The sequence below is a fragment of the Amycolatopsis japonica genome (genome assembly GCF_000732925.1).
Lineage (GTDB): Bacteria > Actinomycetota > Actinomycetes > Mycobacteriales > Pseudonocardiaceae > Amycolatopsis > Amycolatopsis japonica.
Map to the genome: position 1 here is coordinate 6,707,723 of NZ_CP008953.1, position 16,152 is coordinate 6,723,874.

Below are 16,152 nucleotides of genomic sequence, written 5' to 3' on the forward strand. Positions count from 1 at the left end.
CGCGTGGAGGCGGTTCCATGGCCACATCCGAACCCGCGGCGGTGCTGACCGCCGAAGGAATCGGCAAACGGTTCTCCGGGGTGACCGCGCTCGACGGCGTCACACTGGACTTCCGGCCCGGCGAGGTCCTCGCGCTGATGGGCGAGAACGGCGCCGGCAAGTCCACCCTGCTCCGGGTGCTCTCCGGCGACCACGGTCCCGACGACGGGCAGCTGCTGATCGACGGCGCCCCGGTGACGTTCGACAGCCCGCGGGCCGCGATGGCCGCCGGGATCCGGGTGATCTACCAGGAGCCGGAGATCATCCCGCACGTTTCGGTGGCGGAGAACGTCTTCGTCGGCGAACTGCCGGCGCGGGGACGGCTGGTCAACCGCCGGACCCTGCACCGGATGACGCAGGAAGCGTTGCGGGAGTACGGATTCGAAGGGGTGCTGCGGCCGGAGACGCTCGGGAACAGGCTGTCGCCCGCGCAACGGCAGCTGGTCGAGATCCTGCGGGTGCTCACCGCCAAGTCGCCGCCGAAGGTGGTCGCGTTCGACGAGCCGACGTCGTCGCTGTCCGAGCACGAGGTCGACGCGTTGTTCGCGCTGATCCGGCGGTTGCGCGACAGCGGCGTCGCGGTCGTCTACGTCTCCCACCGGATGAAGGAGATCTTCCAGCTCGCCGACCGGGTCGCCGTACTGCGCGACGGCAGCCTGATCGGTGTCGAGGACGCTGCCTCCACCGACGAGAACCGTTTGGTGCGCATGATGATCGGCCGCGACCTGTCCACTTTGGAGCGACGAGCCACGCAGGAGACCGGCCGTGTGGTGCTGCGGCTCGACCGGGTCACCACCGACGACGTCGCGGACATCTCCCTGGAGGTCCGCGCCGGTGAGGTCGTCTGCCTCGCCGGGCTGGTCGGCGCCGGACGTTCGGAACTCGCGCACGCGATCGTCGGCGACCTGCCGGTGCGCTCGGGAACCGTCGAACTCGACGGGAAACCGTTGCGTGCCCGCACTCCGGGCGACGCGGTCAAGGCGGGGATCGGGTTCGCGCCGGAGGAACGCAAGACCGACGCGTTGCTGATGCAGCGATCGGTGCGGGACAACGTGTCCATCGCCGTACTGGACCGCCTGCGCCGGTTCCGCGTGGTGCGGCGGGCCAAGGAACGCGAACTCGTCGCCGAATACGTGCGCGAACTGCGCGTGCGGACGCCGTCGATGGAGCAGGAGGTCCGCAAGCTCTCCGGCGGCAACCAGCAGAAGACGGTGCTCGCGCGCTGGCTCGCGCGGCGTCCGAAACTGCTGATCCTCGACGAACCCACCCGCGGTGTCGACGTCGGCGCGAAGGCCGAGATCTACCGGATCATCGACGGGCTCGCCGCCGAAGGCATCGCGCTGCTGGTGATCTCGTCGGATCTGCCCGAGGTGCTGAGCCTCGCCGACCGGATCGTCGTCCTGCGCGCGGGCCGGGTCGCCGGTGCGCTCGACCGTGACGGCGCGACCGAAGAAGCCGTGCTGACCCTGGCCATCCCAGCCACCGAAGACACCGAGGAGATCGCCTCGTGACCACCATCGCCCACCCGGTGTCCCCGTTCCGCCGGACGGTGACCGCGATCGGCGTGCAGAACTCGAGCCTGCTGCTCACCCTGATCGCGCTCGTGATCCTGATGAGCTCGCTGAACGAGAACTTCCTGCGTACCAACAATCTGCTGCTGATCGGCAGCGCGATCACCATCATGGGCCTGCTGTCGCTGGTGCAGACGCTGGTGATCATCCTCGGCGCGCTGGACATCTCGGTCGGCTCGATGGCCGGGCTCGCGTCGGTGGTGTCGGCGATGGTGTTCACCTCGACCGGGAGTTCCGCGGTCGGCACGCTCGCCGCGATCGGCGTCGGCGTGGTGTGCGGCCTGGTCAACGGCATGATCATCATCTTCGGCCGGGTGAACCCGGTGGTCGCGACGCTGGCGATGCTGGCGACGTACAAGGGCATCGCGCAGGTGATCTCGGACGGCAAGGCGCAGGGCTACACCGGCGCCGACGACCTGTTCATCTTCCTCGCCAAGGGTTCGATCGCGGGGCTGCCGACACTCGTGTGGGTGTTCCTGCTCGTCGCGGCGGTGCTGCACTTCCTGTTGCGCTACACCGACATCGGCCGCAACATCTACGCCATCGGCGGCAACGACACCGCCGCGCGGCTGGCCGGGATCAACATCAACCGCTACATCATCGGCGTCTACGCCCTCGTCGGTGTCGTCGCGGCGATCGCGGGACTGCTGATCACCGCGCGCACCGGCTCCGGGCAGCCGACGTCCGGTTCCGAAGGGCTCGAACTGCTCGCCGTCACCGGCGCCGCGCTCGGCGGCACGATGCTCAAGGGCGGCAAAGGATCCATCGTCAGCACGGTGCTGGCGGTGATCATCCTGGGCGTGCTCAACAACGGGATGTCCGGCCTCGGCGTCAACCCGTTCTGGCAGAACATGGCCACCGGGACCCTGCTCGTCGTCGCCGTCGTGCTCCAGCAGGTCCGCGGCGGGGAACGCCGGGTCGGTCTGCCGGTATGACCCGGCATGCCCGGATCGTCGACGAGCTGGGCAGGCTGATCGTTTCCGGTGCCTTCGGGGCGGGGCGGCCGATCGTCCCCGAAGACCTCGGACGCCGGTTCTCCGCGTCGCGCACGGTGGTGCGGGAAGCGTTGCGAGTGCTGGAGTCCAAGGGCATGGTCGTGGCGCGGCCGCGGGTCGGCACCTGGACGCGGCCGCCGGAGCACTGGGACGCGATCGATCCGGACGTCATCGCCTGGCGGGTCGAGGGGCCCGAGCGCACCCGGCAGCTGGCGGAACTGCGCGAACTGCGGTGGGCGATCGAACCGCAGGCCGCGAGGATGGCCGCGTGGCATCGCCGCCCGGACGAACTCGCGGTCCTCGTCGCGGCGTACGGATTGCTGGAGGACGCCGCCGACGTCCGGACCTTCCGGGAGGCCGACGGCGCCTTCCACGCGGCCCTGCTTCGCGCGTCCGGCAATCCCCTGATCGCGCGCTTGCACGTGCCGGTCGTCGCGGCGCTGGACGAGGTTCCCGGCGACGACGTGCTGGCCGCGCATTCGCTCGTCCTGGCGGCGGTGCTCGGGAAGGACGCCGATGGGGCGGAATCGGCTTCGCGGCACTTACTGGACATCGTCACGCCCGGCGATCTCGCGTGCTTGAACGCCGATCTCGCGTGATCAGGCCAGGCAGTCGCCGGGTTCTCCCCGGCGCAGCGCCGGATCCTCCTGGGTGAAGGTCCGCGCGACCCCCGGCCCGCTGGATCGCGTCTCGAACCGGACGGTCACCCGGCCGTGCCCGGCGCCCTGCACCCAGCCGGTGCCGAACTCGTCGTGCACGACGTCGTCGCCGGGCCGCCAGCTCGACGAAACCACGGCCACCGGCGCGGGCGCCCGCTCGACCACCGGCACGTCCGGCGCCGGAACGGAAAGCGTGAACAGCGGATCCTGATGCGGCACCGAAAGCCCGGACAACGCGACACCGGCCAGCCGCACCCCGCCGAATTCGGTCGGGTCGATCAGCAGCCGTTCCGCCATCGCGGCGAGCTGGTCGAATTCGTCGGTGGGCGAGGCCATCGTCTCCGAACGCGTCACCGTGCTGAAATCGGTGTGCCGCAGTTTCACCACCACCGTCCGCGCGACCCGGCCGGCGTTGACGAGCCGCCGGTGCGCGTGCACGGCGAGGTCGCGGACCTCGCGCCGCAGGCTCGGCAGGTCGATCAGGTCCCGGTCGAACGTCGTCTCCGCGCTGACCTGCTTGAGTTCCGCGCGGTCGGACACCGGCCGGTCGTCGACGCCGGTCGCCAGCCGCCGCAGATCCCGCCCGACCACACTGCCCAAAGTGGACACCGCGTCGGCGTCGGAGAGCGCGGTCAGCTGCCCCAGCGTCCGGACGCCGATCGCGCGCAGTTTCCCCTCCGCCACCGGGCCGATCCCCCACAGCACCCTGGTCGGCAGCGGCGCGAGGAAATCGCGTTCGGTGCCCTGGTCGACGACGAGCAGCCCGTCCGGTTTCGCCAGATCCGAAGCGACCTTCGCGACCTGTTTCCCCGACGCCGCCCCGATCGACGCGACCAGGCCGATGTCGGACCGGATGTGCTCCCGCAGGCGCGCACCGAACTCCCGCACGTCCTCCGACGACGCCCCGGCCAGTGACGGCGGTTCCGCGAAGGCCTCGTCGAGGGAGATCCGTTCCAGCACGGGCGCGTACGTGGCGACGAGGTCGAACACCCGGGTGCTCAGCAGTTCGTACAGTTTGAACCGCGGCGGCAGGATGACCCCGTTGGGCGGCAACAGCCTCCGCGCCTGCGACATCGGCATCGCCGATTTGATCCCGTGTTCGCGCGCCTGGTAACTCGCCCCGGCGACCACTCCGCGCGGACCCGCGCCGCCGACCAGGACCGGACGCTGAGCCAGGGTCGGCCGGGTCAGCTGTTCACAGGAGGCGTAGAACGCGTCCATGTCGAGGTGGATGACCCACCGGTCATGCCCGCCCATCGCCCGGTACCTCAAGAAGACGGTGCAGGGCCTTCGTATATTCCTCGAACGCGGCCCGGCCACGCGTGGTCAGCTCGACCAGTGTCACCGGCGTGCGATGTTCGAAGGCCTTGGTGATCCCGACGTAGCCGGCGTCCTCGAGTTTGCGCAGATGCGTCGACAGGTTGCCCGGCGTCATGTCCAGCAGTTGCTGCAACCGCGGGAAGGTGATGCTGTCCCCCGGCCCCAGGCTCGACAGGGCCACGGTGACCCGCAGCCGCGCCTGCGCGTGGATCACCGGATCCAGCTGGGGCAGCCCGTCTTCGCTCATCGCGCCCGCACCAGGAAGACCAGGGACGCCACCAGGAAGCCACCGCCGCCCGCGACGCTCAGCACGAGGAAGTTGTACGGTCCCCCGGCCAGCACGCTCGCCGCGCCGCACGCGATGATCCACACGCCGAGGCCGTACTGCAGTTTGCTCTGCCACAGCATGCCGCCGGCGAGGTACATCAGGCCGGTCAGCATGAGCGAGGTCCCGGACCACAGCAACGGGACCAGGTCGGCGTCGAGGCCGAGCCGGATCAGGGCGGTGTTCACCACCGTCAGCCCGCCGAACGCGATCATCCAGCTCCACCCGTACATCGCCCCGACGAGCCGGGACGGGCCGTGGACGCCGCGGCCCGCGCGGATGCCGTAGATCGCCGAGTACGTCATGGCCCCGGCGAAACCGACGACGGTGATCACGGCGGCGACCCACAGCGGCAGCAACGCCGTCGGCGGGGCGGAGACGTAGATCAGCCCGAAACCGAACAGCCACACCAGACCCCAGACGGCGAGCAGTACGGCCGGATTCGGCCCGATCTCGCGCCGGGTCCGCTCCGACTGCGTGGCGATGAGCGCGAGCGACTCCTCGGGCGTCATCGGCCGCTCGTCGCCGTCCCGTTCATCCTCCACCACTTGGGAAAACTAACACGGGTTCACAGTCTCGCCGTGTCGAGCCGGAACCTCGCCATCACCACGAGCGCGGGTACCACCAGCCACGCCGCGAGCACTCCGACGGCGGTCACCGTGCCCGAGCCGCCGAGCACCGGCGCGCGGCCGATCTCGCCGAGCCAGTACGTCGGCATGAGATGCCCGGCGGTGTTCATCCAGCCGGGCAGCACCTGCAGCGGGATCCACAACCCGCCGAACATGCCCAGCGGCAGCATCAGCGCGCCGGTCACGGCCTGGACGGTGTCGCCCTTGCCGAACAGGCCGATCATGAGGCCCAGTACGGCGAACGGCAGCGTCCCGAGCCACAGCGTGCCGAAGATCGTGAGCCACTGGCCGGTTTCGAGCCGGATGCCGCGGATCATCCCGGCCGCGAAGATCACCAGCAGGACGGGCAAGGCGACGAACAGTCCGGCCGCCACCTTGACCATCAGGTAGCCGGGCGCCCGCAACGGTGTCAGCCGCAGGGTGCGCTGCCAGCCGTCGGTGCGCTCGGTGGCGACGCGGGTGCCGGTGAACAGCGCGGCGGTCATGGCGCCGTACGCGGCCATGTTCACCATGGTCACCGTCGCGGTCGAGATACCCGGAGCGATCTCCTGGGCACCGAAGATCCCACCGAACAACAGGAACATCGCCAACGGCATGCCGATGGTGAACAACGCGAACTGCGGGCTGCGGACGATGCGCTTGATCTCCAGCGCGAGGTAGGCCGGGTTCATCTCAAAGCTCCTTCGGCCTCAGCTGTGTTCTGCCCTTCAGGCGCGTCCGTGGTCAGCGCGATGAAGGCTTCTTCCAGTCCCACAGCGGTGATTTCGATGTTCGCGGCGAGCGGGAACTCGCGCAGCAGGCCGCGGATGGCGGCGTCGGAGTCGGCACAGGTCAGTTCCGCGTGGCCGGCGCGCAGCACGGCTCGCGAGACCCCGGGCAGCGCGGCGAGCGCGGTTTGGGTGGCATCCGGGACGACGGCGCGCAGCACCCGCCCGGCGACCGCGGCCCGTACCTCGCCGACGGGACCGTCCGCGACGACCCGGCCGTGCCGCATGAGCACGACGCGGTCCGCGTAATCCTCGGCCTCGGCGAGGTAATGCGTCGCGAAGAGGACCGTGCGGCCCGTCTCGGTGTACTCGCGCATCGACGCCCAGAACCGGCGCCGCCCGTCGACGTCCATGGCCGCGGTGGGTTCGTCGAGCACCAGCAGATCCGGATCGCCGACCAGCGCGAGCGCGAACCGGACCCGCTGCTGCTCGCCGCCGGAAAGCTTGCCGCAGCGGCGGTTCGCGTACTCGGTGACACCCGCCCGCTTGAGCACCTCGCGGACCGGCAGCGGATTCCGGTGCAACGACGCGAACAAGCCGACGAGTTCGGCGACCGTGGCGTCCCGCAGCAGCGTCCCGTTCTGCGCCATCGCGCCGACCATCCCCCGGTCCATCGCCTCGGCCGCGCTGAGCCCGGCGACCCGGACCCGGCCGTCGTCCGGCCTGCTCAGCCCCAGCAGCATGTCGATGGTGGTCGATTTGCCCGCGCCGTTCGGCCCGAGCAGCGCCACCACCTCCCCTGGCGCGACCCGCATACTGACGTCTTCGACGGCCAGGACGTCACCGAAGCGCTTGACCAGCCCTTCGAGGCTGAACGCGTCCGCCATGACTCTCCCCCTTCGAGCACTCTGAATTACAAAGCTCACTTGCACTTTGTAACACAAAGTCCCCTGCCCTGAAAACCCCAGAAGTCCGTGAAGGCCTCCTTGAGGGACTCTGGGTCCCTCAAGGAGGCCTTCACGGACTGGGGTTAGGCGGGCACCCGGGAGAGCGCCGCGTCAGGGACCGAAGCGGGTGCCGGAGGCGGCACCGGGAGCGGCAACGGCGCGCACTCGACATCGGCGGTGCGTCCCGGCTTCCGGTCGGGCAGAGCCCCTGTCGCCAGGTAGTCGGCGATCCGGTTGTCGACGCAAGCGTTTCCGCGCGGGGTGATGGCGTGGCTCGTGCCGCCCGGCTCACCGATCAGGCGAGCGCCGGGGAACCGGCTACGCACCTCGAGGCTGCCTTCGTACGGCGTCGCCGCGTCGAGCGTCTCGCCGATCATCAGCACGCTCGGCACCTTCGAGCCGTCGACCTTCACCGGCTTGGCGGGCTTCGCGGGCCAGTACAGGCAAGGCGCGTTGAACCAGGCGTTCTGCCACGTGAAGTACGGCGCCTTCTCGTACGTGCGCCAGTTGTCGCGCTTCCACTGCTGCCAGCTCGGCGGCCACTTCACGTCCGTGCACTGGACGGCGAGGTAGACGGCGTACCCGTTGTCGTCGCCACGTCCGCCGAAGGCCTCGAACAGGCCCTTCATCGTCTGCCAGTCGCCCTTGTTGACGAACTTCGCGAGCGCGTCACCGAGCAGCGTCCAGCGCAGCTGGTAGTACGACGCCTGCTGGAAGACGTCGAGGAGCTCGTCCGGTCCGATGAAACCACCGGCCGGAACGGCGGCCACCTTCTTCAACTGCTCGTTGAAGACCTGCTTCACCGCGGCCTGCGTCTTGCCGAGGTGATAGACGTCGTCGTGCTGCGCGACCCAGCCGAACCAGATGTTCAGGTTGACGTCGAAGGCCACGTCCTGGTTGAGGTTCGCCTGGTACCAGACGTTGCGGGGGTCCACAGTGGAATCGAGGACCATCCGGCGGACGTGCTGCGGGAACAGCGTCCCGTAGACCTGGCCGAGGTAAGTGCCGTAGGAGTACCCGTAGAAGTTCAGCTGCTCCACGCGGAGCGCCTTGCGGATACTGTCCATGTCCTTGACCGTGTCGGTCGTCTTGATGTTCTCCAGCAGCGCGCGGCTGTTCTTCTCCGCGCACGCGTCGGCGTAGGACTTCGAGCGCTGCAGCCAGGTCTTCTCCAGCTGCCGCGTCGTCGGCACGTAGTTCGGCCGGTTGTAGTCCATGTAGTCCGGGATGCACGAAAGCGCGGGTTTGCTGGAGCCGACACCGCGCGGGTCGAAGCCGACCCAGTCGTAGGCGTCACCCGCGTGGTTCGGCACGCGGGTGCCGCGGGTGGCGAGCAGCAGCCCGGAACCGCCGGGGCCGCCGGGGTTGGTGAGCATGACGCCCTGGTACTGCGCCTCGGGTGTCTTGTGCTTGACGCGGCTGAGCGCGAGCTGGATCTTCTCGCCGCGCGGCCTCGAATAGTCCAGCGGAACGGACAGGTGACCGCATTCGGCACCGGCGTTGATCAACGTCGGGTCGGTGCACGCTCCCCAGGTGATCGTCTCGACGGGCTGCGCCGCCTCCGCCGCGCCGGCGGGCGCGGTCACCGCGACCGAGGCGAGCGTGGCCGCGGTCAGCGCGGTGATGAGAACACGTCTCAAGGTTTCTCCCTTTCCCTCCAAAGGTGAAAGCCCCGAAACCCTATCCACGTCCATGACCTGCGGAAGCCTTCCGGCGAAGGTCCCTACCAACGGCGGGTCCCGATCGCGGCAAACCGGGCAACCGGTTAATCGGTTGGGAGGCCTCGGGGGCCTCGTTAGGCTGTCGATCATGATCCGCCGCATCCGCGTTCACACCCTCTGACCCCACTTCACGGATCCGGACAGGACACATGCAGAACCAGCACATCGCCATGATCGGCTCCACCGCGCCGAGTCACATCTATCCCTCGTTGGCGATCATCCGCGAGCTCGTCGCTCGCGGGCATCGGGTCAGCTACGCCGTGGGCGAGCCGCTCACCGGGTTGGTCGCGCCGACCGGGGCCGAGGTCGTCTCGCACCCCTCGATCCTCCCGCTCGGCGACCAGTCGGCGTGGCCGGAGGATCCGGCGTCGCAGATGCGGGTCTTCCTCGACGAAGGCATCCAGGCGATGCCGGTGCTCACCGACTTCTACGACGAGAACCGCCCGGACCTGGTGCTGTACGACATCGGCGGGCTTCCGGGGCCGGTGCTGGCGAGGCGTTACGGCGTTCCCGCGGTGCAGCTTTCCCCGACGTATGTCGCCTGGGAAGGCTACGAGGAGGACATGGGTGAGATCGTCACCGCGATCCGGACCTCACCGTCCGGAAAGGACTATTTCGCCACTTTCACCCGCTGGCTGAACGAGAACGGCATCGAGGCCGACGCCTGGGACTGGATCTCCCATCCGGAGCAGGTGCTCGCGCTGCTGCCGAAGGCGATGCAGCCCAACGTCGAACGGGTGCCGTCGTCGGTCCGGTTCGTCGGCCCGGCGCTGGACCCGGAGCGCCTGGCCGATCGGAGCTGGACCCCGCCGTCGAGCGGCCGGAAGGTCCTCCTGATGTCGCTCGGCACGGCGTTCACCGATCAGCTCGACCTGTTCCGCGCGTGCGTCGACGGGTTCCGCGACTCGGACTGGCACGTGGTCATCTCGATCGGCCAGACCGATCCGGCCGCGCTCGGCCCGCTGCCGGAGCACATCGAAGTGCGGTCGTTCGTGCCGCAACTCGCGGTGCTGGAGGCCGCGTCGGCGTTCATCACGCACGCCGGTATGGGCGGCAGCACGGAATCGCTGTGGTACGGCGTGCCGACCGTCGCGATCCCGCTGGCGACCGACGGTTTCGGCAACGCGGCGAAACTGGCCGAACTCGGCGTCGGTGAACAGCTTCCGGCCGACGAGGTGACGGCCTCGACGCTGCGTGCCGCCGTCGAGCGGGTGGCGGGTTCGCCCTCGGTGGCCGCGCGGCTGGCCGAGGTGCGGGCCGAGACCCGCGGGAACGGCGGGATCGAGCGGGCCGCCGATGCCGTGGAGTCGTTCCTCCCGTAGCCCTCCCGTAGCCCTCAAGAACGCCATGAAAGGTCCTTTCCTTGCAAATTTTGCAAGGAAAGGACCTTTCATGGCACGCGCGTCAGGTGCCCCGGATCTCGTTCAGGTAGTTGTAGATGGTGTACCGCGTGACGTCGAGTTCCCCGGCGAGGTGGTCCACCGAGTCCTTGATGAGGAAGAACCCCGCCTCGTCCAGTTCCCGCACCACGGCCGCCTTGTGCCGTTTCTTCATCAGGTCCACCGGGATTCCCGCCTTCGCCACCGCGCGCCCGACCAGGAACCGTTGCAGGCTGTCGACGTCCGGCGGGAACGTCTCGGGTTCGTGCCCGTTGGCCTTCGGCGCTCCGTCGGACAGCCGGTTGACGCACAAGCAGCCGATCGCGACCCCGTCGGCGTCCCGCAGGAACAACGTCGACGAGCGGATCGCGCGCCCGTCGGGGCCGTGGGTCTCGTAGTTCGTCAGATCCTGCGTCGTACCCCGGCGGACGAGCCCCAGCAGCAGATCCGTCATCGGCCCGCCGACCGTCCGGCCGGTGAGATCGCCCGCGATGGCGACGATCGAGTCCGGCAGCCTGCTCAGATCGTGCAGCAGGACTTCGTTGCCCGGCCCCAGCATCGCCGCGAGCGCGTGCACCGCCGGGACGAGCGCGGTGAGCAGATCGCCGGAGGCCGCGGACGCGACGACCGGCGTCTCGAAGACACGAGCCGGCTTCTTCAGCCGCTCCAACGCCGAACGCACCTGTTCCGCCGCGCTCGCCGGCGTGGAGGCGTGCGGCGACAGGCGGACGTGTTCCGGCCGCACGGTCGCGGCGATCCCGGCGTTCGCCAGCGCGGAACCCACCTGTTCGGCCGCGTGCCCCGGCAGTGTGAAAGCGAGGATCCCGGCCCGTCGCTCGACGGCCGAAACCACCTCGCCACCAACGGATTTCACGACGTCTTCGAGTTCGCCGACCCGCTCGGCGATCCGCCCGGCGATGGCGCCGACGCCCGCTTCCTCGACCAGTTCCAGCGCGGCCGCGAACGCGCCCGAGGTGATCGGGCTCAGGTTCGAGATCGACCACGCGGCCGCGGTGTCGTCGGCCGGATGGATCTCGTCGTCGAACAGGCCGGGGTCGCGGGCGCCGGTCCAGCCGGAGAGGATCGGCTCCATCCGCTCCAGCGCCCGATCGGACAGCACGGCGAAACCGGTGCCCCAGCCCGCCCGCAGCCATTTCTGCCCGCCGACGACGAGTACGTCCGCGACGTCCCACGGCGCCTCGGTCACGCCGAAGCCCTGGATCCCGTCGACCACGAGGAGCCGGTCCCCTGCCACCTCGCGGATGGCCGCCAGATCGGCGCGGTACCCGGTGCGGAAGTCGACCGCGCTCACGCTCACCAGCGACGTCTCCGAGGTCAGCGCCGCCTTGATCGCGTCCGCGGTGACGTTGCCCAGCGGCAGCCGCCGCACGGTCAGCCGTCCCGCCTGTTCCGCGCGGGCCCACGGGTAGGTGTTGGCCGGGAACTCCGCCGCCGACACCAGCGCCTCGCCACCCGGCGCGTTGAACGCGGCCTGGAACAAGCCGAGACTGGTGTGCGGCAACAGCACCGTGTGGTCGGTGTCGCTGCCGGAAAGCCGCGCCGCGGCGGCCTTGGCCCTGGTCTCCTGCCGCATCAGGTCGTCCACAGTGGACGGACCGGCCTTGGTCGAGGCGTCCAGCAGGCTCGCCGTCGTGTCGAGCACGGCGTGCGACGGCGGACCGAACCGGGCGAAATCGAGGTACCCGGCGGGCTCGCCGAACTGCAGCAGGTACCGCGGCGAGATCCGCGTCATGCGAGGACCCTGGCCAGGAACTGCTTGGTCCGCTCGTGTTTCGGGGAGCTCAGGAGCTCCCCCGGCGGACCGGTCTCGACGACCGTGCCGTCGGCCATGAACACCACCTCGTCCGCGGCCTCGGCCGCGAACCCCATCTCGTGCGTCACCACGACCATCGTCATCCCCTCCGCGGCCAACGTACCCATCACCGCCAGCACCTCGCCCACGAGTTCCGGGTCGAGCGCCGACGTCGGCTCGTCGAACAGCATCAGCTTCGGTTTCATCGCGAGCGACCGGGCGATCGCGACCCGCTGCTGCTGCCCGCCCGAAAGCTGCGCCGGGTACGCGTCGGCGCGGTGCGCGAGGCCGACCCTGTCGAGCAGGTCGAGTGCCTGCTCCCGGGCTTCCTCCATGGGGACGCCGAGCACGCGCACCGGCCCCTCGACGACGTTCTGCAGCGCCGTCCGGTGCCCGAACAGGTTGAAGCGCTGGAACACCATGCCGATGTCGCGCCGCTGCCGGGCGACCTCGCGTTCCTTCAGCTCGTACAGTTTGCCGTCGCGCAGCCGGAACCCGATCGGCTCGCCGTCGACCCAGACCTGCCCGGCGTCGATCGTCTCCAGATGGTTGACACAGCGCAGGAAGGTGCTCTTCCCCGCGCCGGACGGGCCGAGCAGGCAGACGACCTGTCCTTTGTGGACTTCGAGGTCGATCCCGCCCAGCACCTCGGTGTGGCCGTAGCTCTTGCGGACGCCGACGGCCTTGAGCAGTGGCTCAGACACGTTCACTCCTCACCAGTGGCGCGGTGCGCAGGGCCTTGGCGGCGCGGGAGAACGCGCTCCGCGACCGGTCTTCGGAGTCGAAGGCGCGCTCCAGGTAATGCTGCCCCACCCCGGCGACGGTCACCACGACCATGTACCAGACGGCGGCGGCCAGCAGGGTCTCCATCACCAGCAGGTTGTTGGACGAGATGTTGTTGGCGGCGTGGATCAGTTCGGTCACGCCGATCACCGACGCCATCGACGTGCCCTTGAGCATGTTGATGAAGTCGTTGCCGGTCGGCGGGATGATCACCCGCATCGCCTGCGGCAGCACCACGCGGCGCAGTGTCGCGCCCGGCGACATCCCGATCGACTTCGCCGCCTCGGTTTGTCCACTGTCGACACTGTTCAGCCCGGCGCGGACGATCTCCGCCATGTACGCGCTTTCGTTGAGCGCCAAACCGAGCAGCGCGGCGGTGAACGCTGTGATCAGCACGTTGGTCTGCTCGTGCAGCAGGTGGCCGCCGAACGGCAGCGGGATCGAGATGAACTCGAAGACCATCGCCAGGTTGTACCAGATCAGGATCTGCAGCAGCACCGGAAGCCCGCGGAACAGCCAGATGTAGCCCGCCGCGAACCAGCGCGCCACAGGATTCGCCGAGCGGCGCATCAGCGCGATCACGATCCCGATGACGATCGCCGAACCCTGCGCGATCACCGCGAGCAGCACGGTGTTGAGCAGGCCGACCGCCATCACGCGGTACCACAGGAACTCGGGGACCGAATCCCACTGGATCTGCGCGTTGCCGAGCGCGATCCCGAGCAGGATCAGCAGCGCCAGGATGACGACGGCGCTGACCCACCGGCCCCAGTGTTTACGCCGGACGATCGGCAACGGCTCCCTAGCTTCCGCCATTGAGCTTCGCCTCCTTGAGCGCGCCCTGCTCGACGCCCCAGGCCTGGAGGATCTTGCCGTAACCGCCGTCGGCGATCAGCGACTGCAGTGCCTTCTGGATCGACTCGGCGAGCGGCTTGTTCTCCTTGTTGACGCCGATCCCGTACGGCCCGCCGTTGATCGGCTCGCCGGGGACGACCTCGAAGAACTTGCCCTCGCCCGCGGTCCGCGAGATGTAGACCGCGCTGGGCAGGTCGTTGAGGATGGCGGCGACCCGGCCGGTGCGGAGCTGGTTCTGGTTCTGCGTGTCGGAATCGGTCGCGGTGACGGTCAGCGCGGGCTTGCCGGCTTGAGCGCATTTGCCGTTCTGTTCTTCGGCGAACTTCTGGTGACTCGTCCCCTGCACCACCGCGACGTTCTTGCCGCACAACGTGTCCGGGCCGGAGATCTGGTCGGGGTTGCCCTTGCGGACCATGATCGTGATGCCGGACGAGAAGTAGTCGACGAAATCGATCTGCGCCTGCCGGGTCTTCGTGTCGTTCATCGCGGCCATCGTGAGGTCGACGCGGCCGGACTGGAGGCTCGTGATCAGCGAACCGAACGCCATGTCCTGGTGGTGCACGGTGACGCCCAGCTTCTTGCCGATGGCCTTGGCGAGGTCGACCTCGTAGCCGATCGGGGTCTTGCCGTCGGCGGCGTAGAAGTTGTTCGGCGCGGACTGCAGGTTCGAGGCCAGGTGCAGCATCCCGGCCTGCGTGTACTTCGCGGGCAGAGTGCCGGCGACGGCGGCGTCCTTCTGGACGGACTCGATCAGCGCGGTCGTGTCCGGGATCGCGGCGGGCGCGCCGGGGGCCGCGGGTTCCTGGCCGCCGGCGCCGTCGGGCCCGCCTCCGCAGGCCGCGGTGACGAGCGCGGCCAGGCCGGTGAGCACGGCCAGGCGCCAGGTTCGGTTCAGGGTGAGCGGCGTCGACGGCATGACGGACCTCCACGGGGGCTTCGGGTGGTCGCCGACGCTACAACTGGGTGTTGAAGAGGTCAACTGCGTGTTGAAATCTTGTCCTGTCGGATGTCATGAAAGGGTCGTTCAGGACAAAAAATGTCCTGAACGACCCTTTCATGACACTTCAGCGAGCGGCTGTTGCCGCGGGATCAGACCGCGATGTAGTTCCCCGAGAGGATGATCAGGACCTGCACGGTGATGCCGGTGCCGTAGTAGTCGTCGGCCTGCGGCGACCAGGACGTGACGCGGGTCCACAGCTTGTCCAGCCAGGCCTGGCTGCCCGGGTCGTTCATCGCCGCGATGGCGAACGACGCGGTGAAGCAGGGGTGCTCGCCGGACTCGCCCGAGATCTTGGAGCCCGACAGCGTGTAACCCTGGTTGATCTTGGCGGGGTCACCGCCGGTGGCCTGCTGGATCCAGGTGTTCATCTTCCGCACCTGACCCTGCGCCGGGCTGCCCGACACGGTGATGCCGTCGACGCCGAGGCGCCACGGGTCACGGCAGGCGTTCCAGCTGAAGTGCTGCGGGTGGTCCTCCATGTAGTCCGACGGCGCGGGCTTCGGCGTGGAGTTGGTGTTGACCACGAAGTCCGGGATGAGGCCGGTCTTCGGCGCGTACTGCTGCTGCAGCTGCGTGACCGCCTTCTCCTGCCGGGTCCGGACCTGACCCCAGAACGAGTCCCCAGTGGCCTTCTCGAACGCGCGAAGGTGCCCCGGCATCCAGTCCGAGGAGCGCGAGCCGTTGATGTACTTGCCGCTGTCGGCCCAGTCCGCCAGCCGCATGAACTTGGTGTCGGGGTTGACCTCGCTGCGCTTGATCGCCTTGATGATCCGCAGCGCCTCGGCCTTGTAGTTGACCGAGCCCCCGCTTCCCCAGACCTTGTCGGCGATGAGCAGGCCGTAGGCGATCTCGAGGTCGCCGTCGGTCGCCGAGTCGCCGCCGTTGACGCTCTTGCAGTTCGGGTCCTGTTCGGCGGCGTGCAGGTCCTTGTCGATGACGGACGGGTGCGCCTTCACGAACTTGAGGATGCCGTCGAAGACCGTGCGCGCCTGCGGGTCCTTGGCGCCCATCATGGCCGCGATGGTCATGCCGTAGCCCTGACCCTCGGCGACGAACGCGTGGTCGGCGTCCGGCGCCTTGACCGCGTAGGTGCCCGTGCCGCACTTGGTGGTCAGGAAGTTCTTCTTCCAGAAGTCGTAGTACTTGGCCAGCGCCGCGTCCTGCGCCGACTGGCTCGCCGACGGACGCAGGACGCCCGGCAGGTAAGGGGTCCCCTGAGTGGTCGCCGCGGTGGCGGGGGCGGTCGTGGCGACCAGCCCGGCGGTCAGCGCGGCCGCGGCCAGCACTGTCCGAACGGTCTTTCTCATGGCTCCTCCGGAAACGTCGTTGGTGGCGGCGGCGCGTTCCGAGAGTGACATCCGGATCGGGCAAAAACAAGAGAGTTAAGAAAGTTTCCTTACTATTACCTC

At 69.0% G+C, this 16,152-nt stretch carries 15 protein-coding genes; 4 read left to right on the forward strand and 11 right to left on the reverse strand.

The annotated features are described in order from the left end of the window. Positions 1-17: 17 nt before the first annotated feature. Genes AJAP_RS30975 through AJAP_RS30985 form a run of 3 tightly spaced genes read left to right on the forward strand, consistent with a single transcriptional unit; the run spans position 18 to position 3,204 of the window. The gene (locus tag AJAP_RS30975) at positions 18-1,550 is read left to right on the forward strand and encodes a sugar ABC transporter ATP-binding protein (protein WP_038517984.1); all 1,533 of its coding nucleotides are present in this window, start codon (positions 18-20) and stop codon (positions 1,548-1,550) included. Beyond that, entirely contained in the window at positions 1,547-2,545 is a 999-nt protein-coding gene (locus tag AJAP_RS30980; protein ID WP_051972647.1) for an ABC transporter permease, read from the forward strand. Before AJAP_RS30975 ends, AJAP_RS30980 begins: the two co-directional genes overlap by 4 nt. Beyond that, complete coding sequence (locus tag AJAP_RS30985) at positions 2,542-3,204, forward strand: FadR/GntR family transcriptional regulator (protein WP_051972648.1); 663 nt, start codon at positions 2,542-2,544, stop codon at positions 3,202-3,204. The genes AJAP_RS30980 and AJAP_RS30985 overlap by 4 nt, the downstream gene beginning before the upstream one ends. Here AJAP_RS30985 and AJAP_RS30990 read toward each other — a convergent pair whose 3' ends face one another. The 6 genes from AJAP_RS30990 to AJAP_RS31015 all read right to left on the reverse strand — a co-directional run bounded on the left by AJAP_RS30990 (position 3,205) and on the right by AJAP_RS31015 (position 8,832). Beyond that, the gene (locus AJAP_RS30990; RefSeq protein ID WP_038517986.1) at positions 3,205-4,521 is read right to left on the reverse strand and encodes a DNA polymerase IV; all 1,317 of its coding nucleotides are present in this window, start codon (positions 4,519-4,521) and stop codon (positions 3,205-3,207) included. It abuts the gene before it with no gap. After that, entirely contained in the window at positions 4,508-4,831 is a 324-nt protein-coding gene (locus AJAP_RS30995) for a transcriptional regulator (RefSeq protein ID WP_016332004.1), read from the reverse strand. The genes AJAP_RS30990 and AJAP_RS30995 overlap by 14 nt, the downstream gene beginning before the upstream one ends. Next, positions 4,828-5,457: a hypothetical protein gene (locus AJAP_RS31000; protein ID WP_083650053.1), complete on the reverse strand. Its 630-nt coding sequence runs from the start codon at positions 5,455-5,457 to the stop codon at positions 4,828-4,830. Before AJAP_RS31000 ends, AJAP_RS30995 begins: the two co-directional genes overlap by 4 nt. A 20-nt stretch (positions 5,458-5,477) precedes the next feature. Then, positions 5,478-6,209, reverse strand: coding sequence for an ABC transporter permease (locus AJAP_RS31005; RefSeq protein WP_038517989.1), 732 nt, complete (start codon positions 6,207-6,209; stop codon positions 5,478-5,480). Continuing rightward, positions 6,206-7,132 (reverse strand): ABC transporter ATP-binding protein, encoded by a 927-nt coding sequence (locus tag AJAP_RS31010; protein WP_038517992.1) that lies wholly within the window; start codon positions 7,130-7,132, stop codon positions 6,206-6,208. The genes AJAP_RS31005 and AJAP_RS31010 overlap by 4 nt, the downstream gene beginning before the upstream one ends. A 143-nt stretch (positions 7,133-7,275) precedes the next feature. Beyond that, positions 7,276-8,832, reverse strand: coding sequence for an alpha/beta hydrolase (locus tag AJAP_RS31015; RefSeq protein WP_148311597.1), 1,557 nt, complete (start codon positions 8,830-8,832; stop codon positions 7,276-7,278). A 230-nt stretch (positions 8,833-9,062) separates the two neighbouring features. Between AJAP_RS31015 and AJAP_RS31020 the strand changes: the two genes are divergently transcribed. Then, complete coding sequence (locus tag AJAP_RS31020) at positions 9,063-10,235, forward strand: macrolide family glycosyltransferase (protein WP_038517995.1); 1,173 nt, start codon at positions 9,063-9,065, stop codon at positions 10,233-10,235. Between the two features lie 82 nt (positions 10,236-10,317). Here the strand turns inward: AJAP_RS31020 and AJAP_RS31025 are convergent, their stop codons facing one another. The 5 genes from AJAP_RS31025 to AJAP_RS31045 all read right to left on the reverse strand — a co-directional run bounded on the left by AJAP_RS31025 (position 10,318) and on the right by AJAP_RS31045 (position 16,050). Next, the gene (locus tag AJAP_RS31025) at positions 10,318-12,045 is read right to left on the reverse strand and encodes an aminotransferase class V-fold PLP-dependent enzyme (RefSeq protein ID WP_038517998.1); all 1,728 of its coding nucleotides are present in this window, start codon (positions 12,043-12,045) and stop codon (positions 10,318-10,320) included. Continuing rightward, positions 12,042-12,809, reverse strand: coding sequence for an amino acid ABC transporter ATP-binding protein (locus tag AJAP_RS31030; protein WP_038518001.1), 768 nt, complete (start codon positions 12,807-12,809; stop codon positions 12,042-12,044). Before AJAP_RS31030 ends, AJAP_RS31025 begins: the two co-directional genes overlap by 4 nt. Next, entirely contained in the window at positions 12,802-13,704 is a 903-nt protein-coding gene (locus AJAP_RS31035) for an amino acid ABC transporter permease (protein WP_038518004.1), read from the reverse strand. The genes AJAP_RS31030 and AJAP_RS31035 overlap by 8 nt, the downstream gene beginning before the upstream one ends. Continuing rightward, the gene (locus tag AJAP_RS31040; protein WP_038518006.1) at positions 13,691-14,659 is read right to left on the reverse strand and encodes an ABC transporter substrate-binding protein; all 969 of its coding nucleotides are present in this window, start codon (positions 14,657-14,659) and stop codon (positions 13,691-13,693) included. Before AJAP_RS31040 ends, AJAP_RS31035 begins: the two co-directional genes overlap by 14 nt. Positions 14,660-14,832: 173 nt before the next feature. Then, the gene (locus tag AJAP_RS31045) at positions 14,833-16,050 is read right to left on the reverse strand and encodes a glycosyl hydrolase family 8 (RefSeq protein ID WP_038524200.1); all 1,218 of its coding nucleotides are present in this window, start codon (positions 16,048-16,050) and stop codon (positions 14,833-14,835) included. Positions 16,051-16,152 lie beyond the last annotated feature (102 nt).

Coding starts and splice junctions, on each gene's coding strand:
- AJAP_RS30975 (WP_038517984.1), top strand. CDS start 18: ATGGCCACATCCGAACCCGCGGCGGTGCTGACCGCCGAAGGAATCGGC.
- AJAP_RS30985 (WP_051972648.1), top strand. CDS start 2,542: ATGACCCGGCATGCCCGGATCGTCGACGAGCTGGGCAGGCTGATCGTT.
- AJAP_RS30990 (WP_038517986.1), bottom strand. CDS start 4,521: ATGGGCGGGCATGACCGGTGGGTCATCCACCTCGACATGGACGCGTTC.
- AJAP_RS30995 (WP_016332004.1), bottom strand. CDS start 4,831: ATGAGCGAAGACGGGCTGCCCCAGCTGGATCCGGTGATCCACGCGCAG.
- AJAP_RS31005 (WP_038517989.1), bottom strand. CDS start 6,209: ATGAACCCGGCCTACCTCGCGCTGGAGATCAAGCGCATCGTCCGCAGC.
- AJAP_RS31010 (WP_038517992.1), bottom strand. CDS start 7,132: ATGGCGGACGCGTTCAGCCTCGAAGGGCTGGTCAAGCGCTTCGGTGAC.
- AJAP_RS31020 (WP_038517995.1), top strand. CDS start 9,063: ATGCAGAACCAGCACATCGCCATGATCGGCTCCACCGCGCCGAGTCAC.
- AJAP_RS31025 (WP_038517998.1), bottom strand. CDS start 12,045: ATGACGCGGATCTCGCCGCGGTACCTGCTGCAGTTCGGCGAGCCCGCC.
- AJAP_RS31035 (WP_038518004.1), bottom strand. CDS start 13,704: ATGGCGGAAGCTAGGGAGCCGTTGCCGATCGTCCGGCGTAAACACTGG.
- AJAP_RS31040 (WP_038518006.1), bottom strand. CDS start 14,659: ATGCCGTCGACGCCGCTCACCCTGAACCGAACCTGGCGCCTGGCCGTG.
- AJAP_RS31045 (WP_038524200.1), bottom strand. CDS start 16,050: ATGAGAAAGACCGTTCGGACAGTGCTGGCCGCGGCCGCGCTGACCGCC.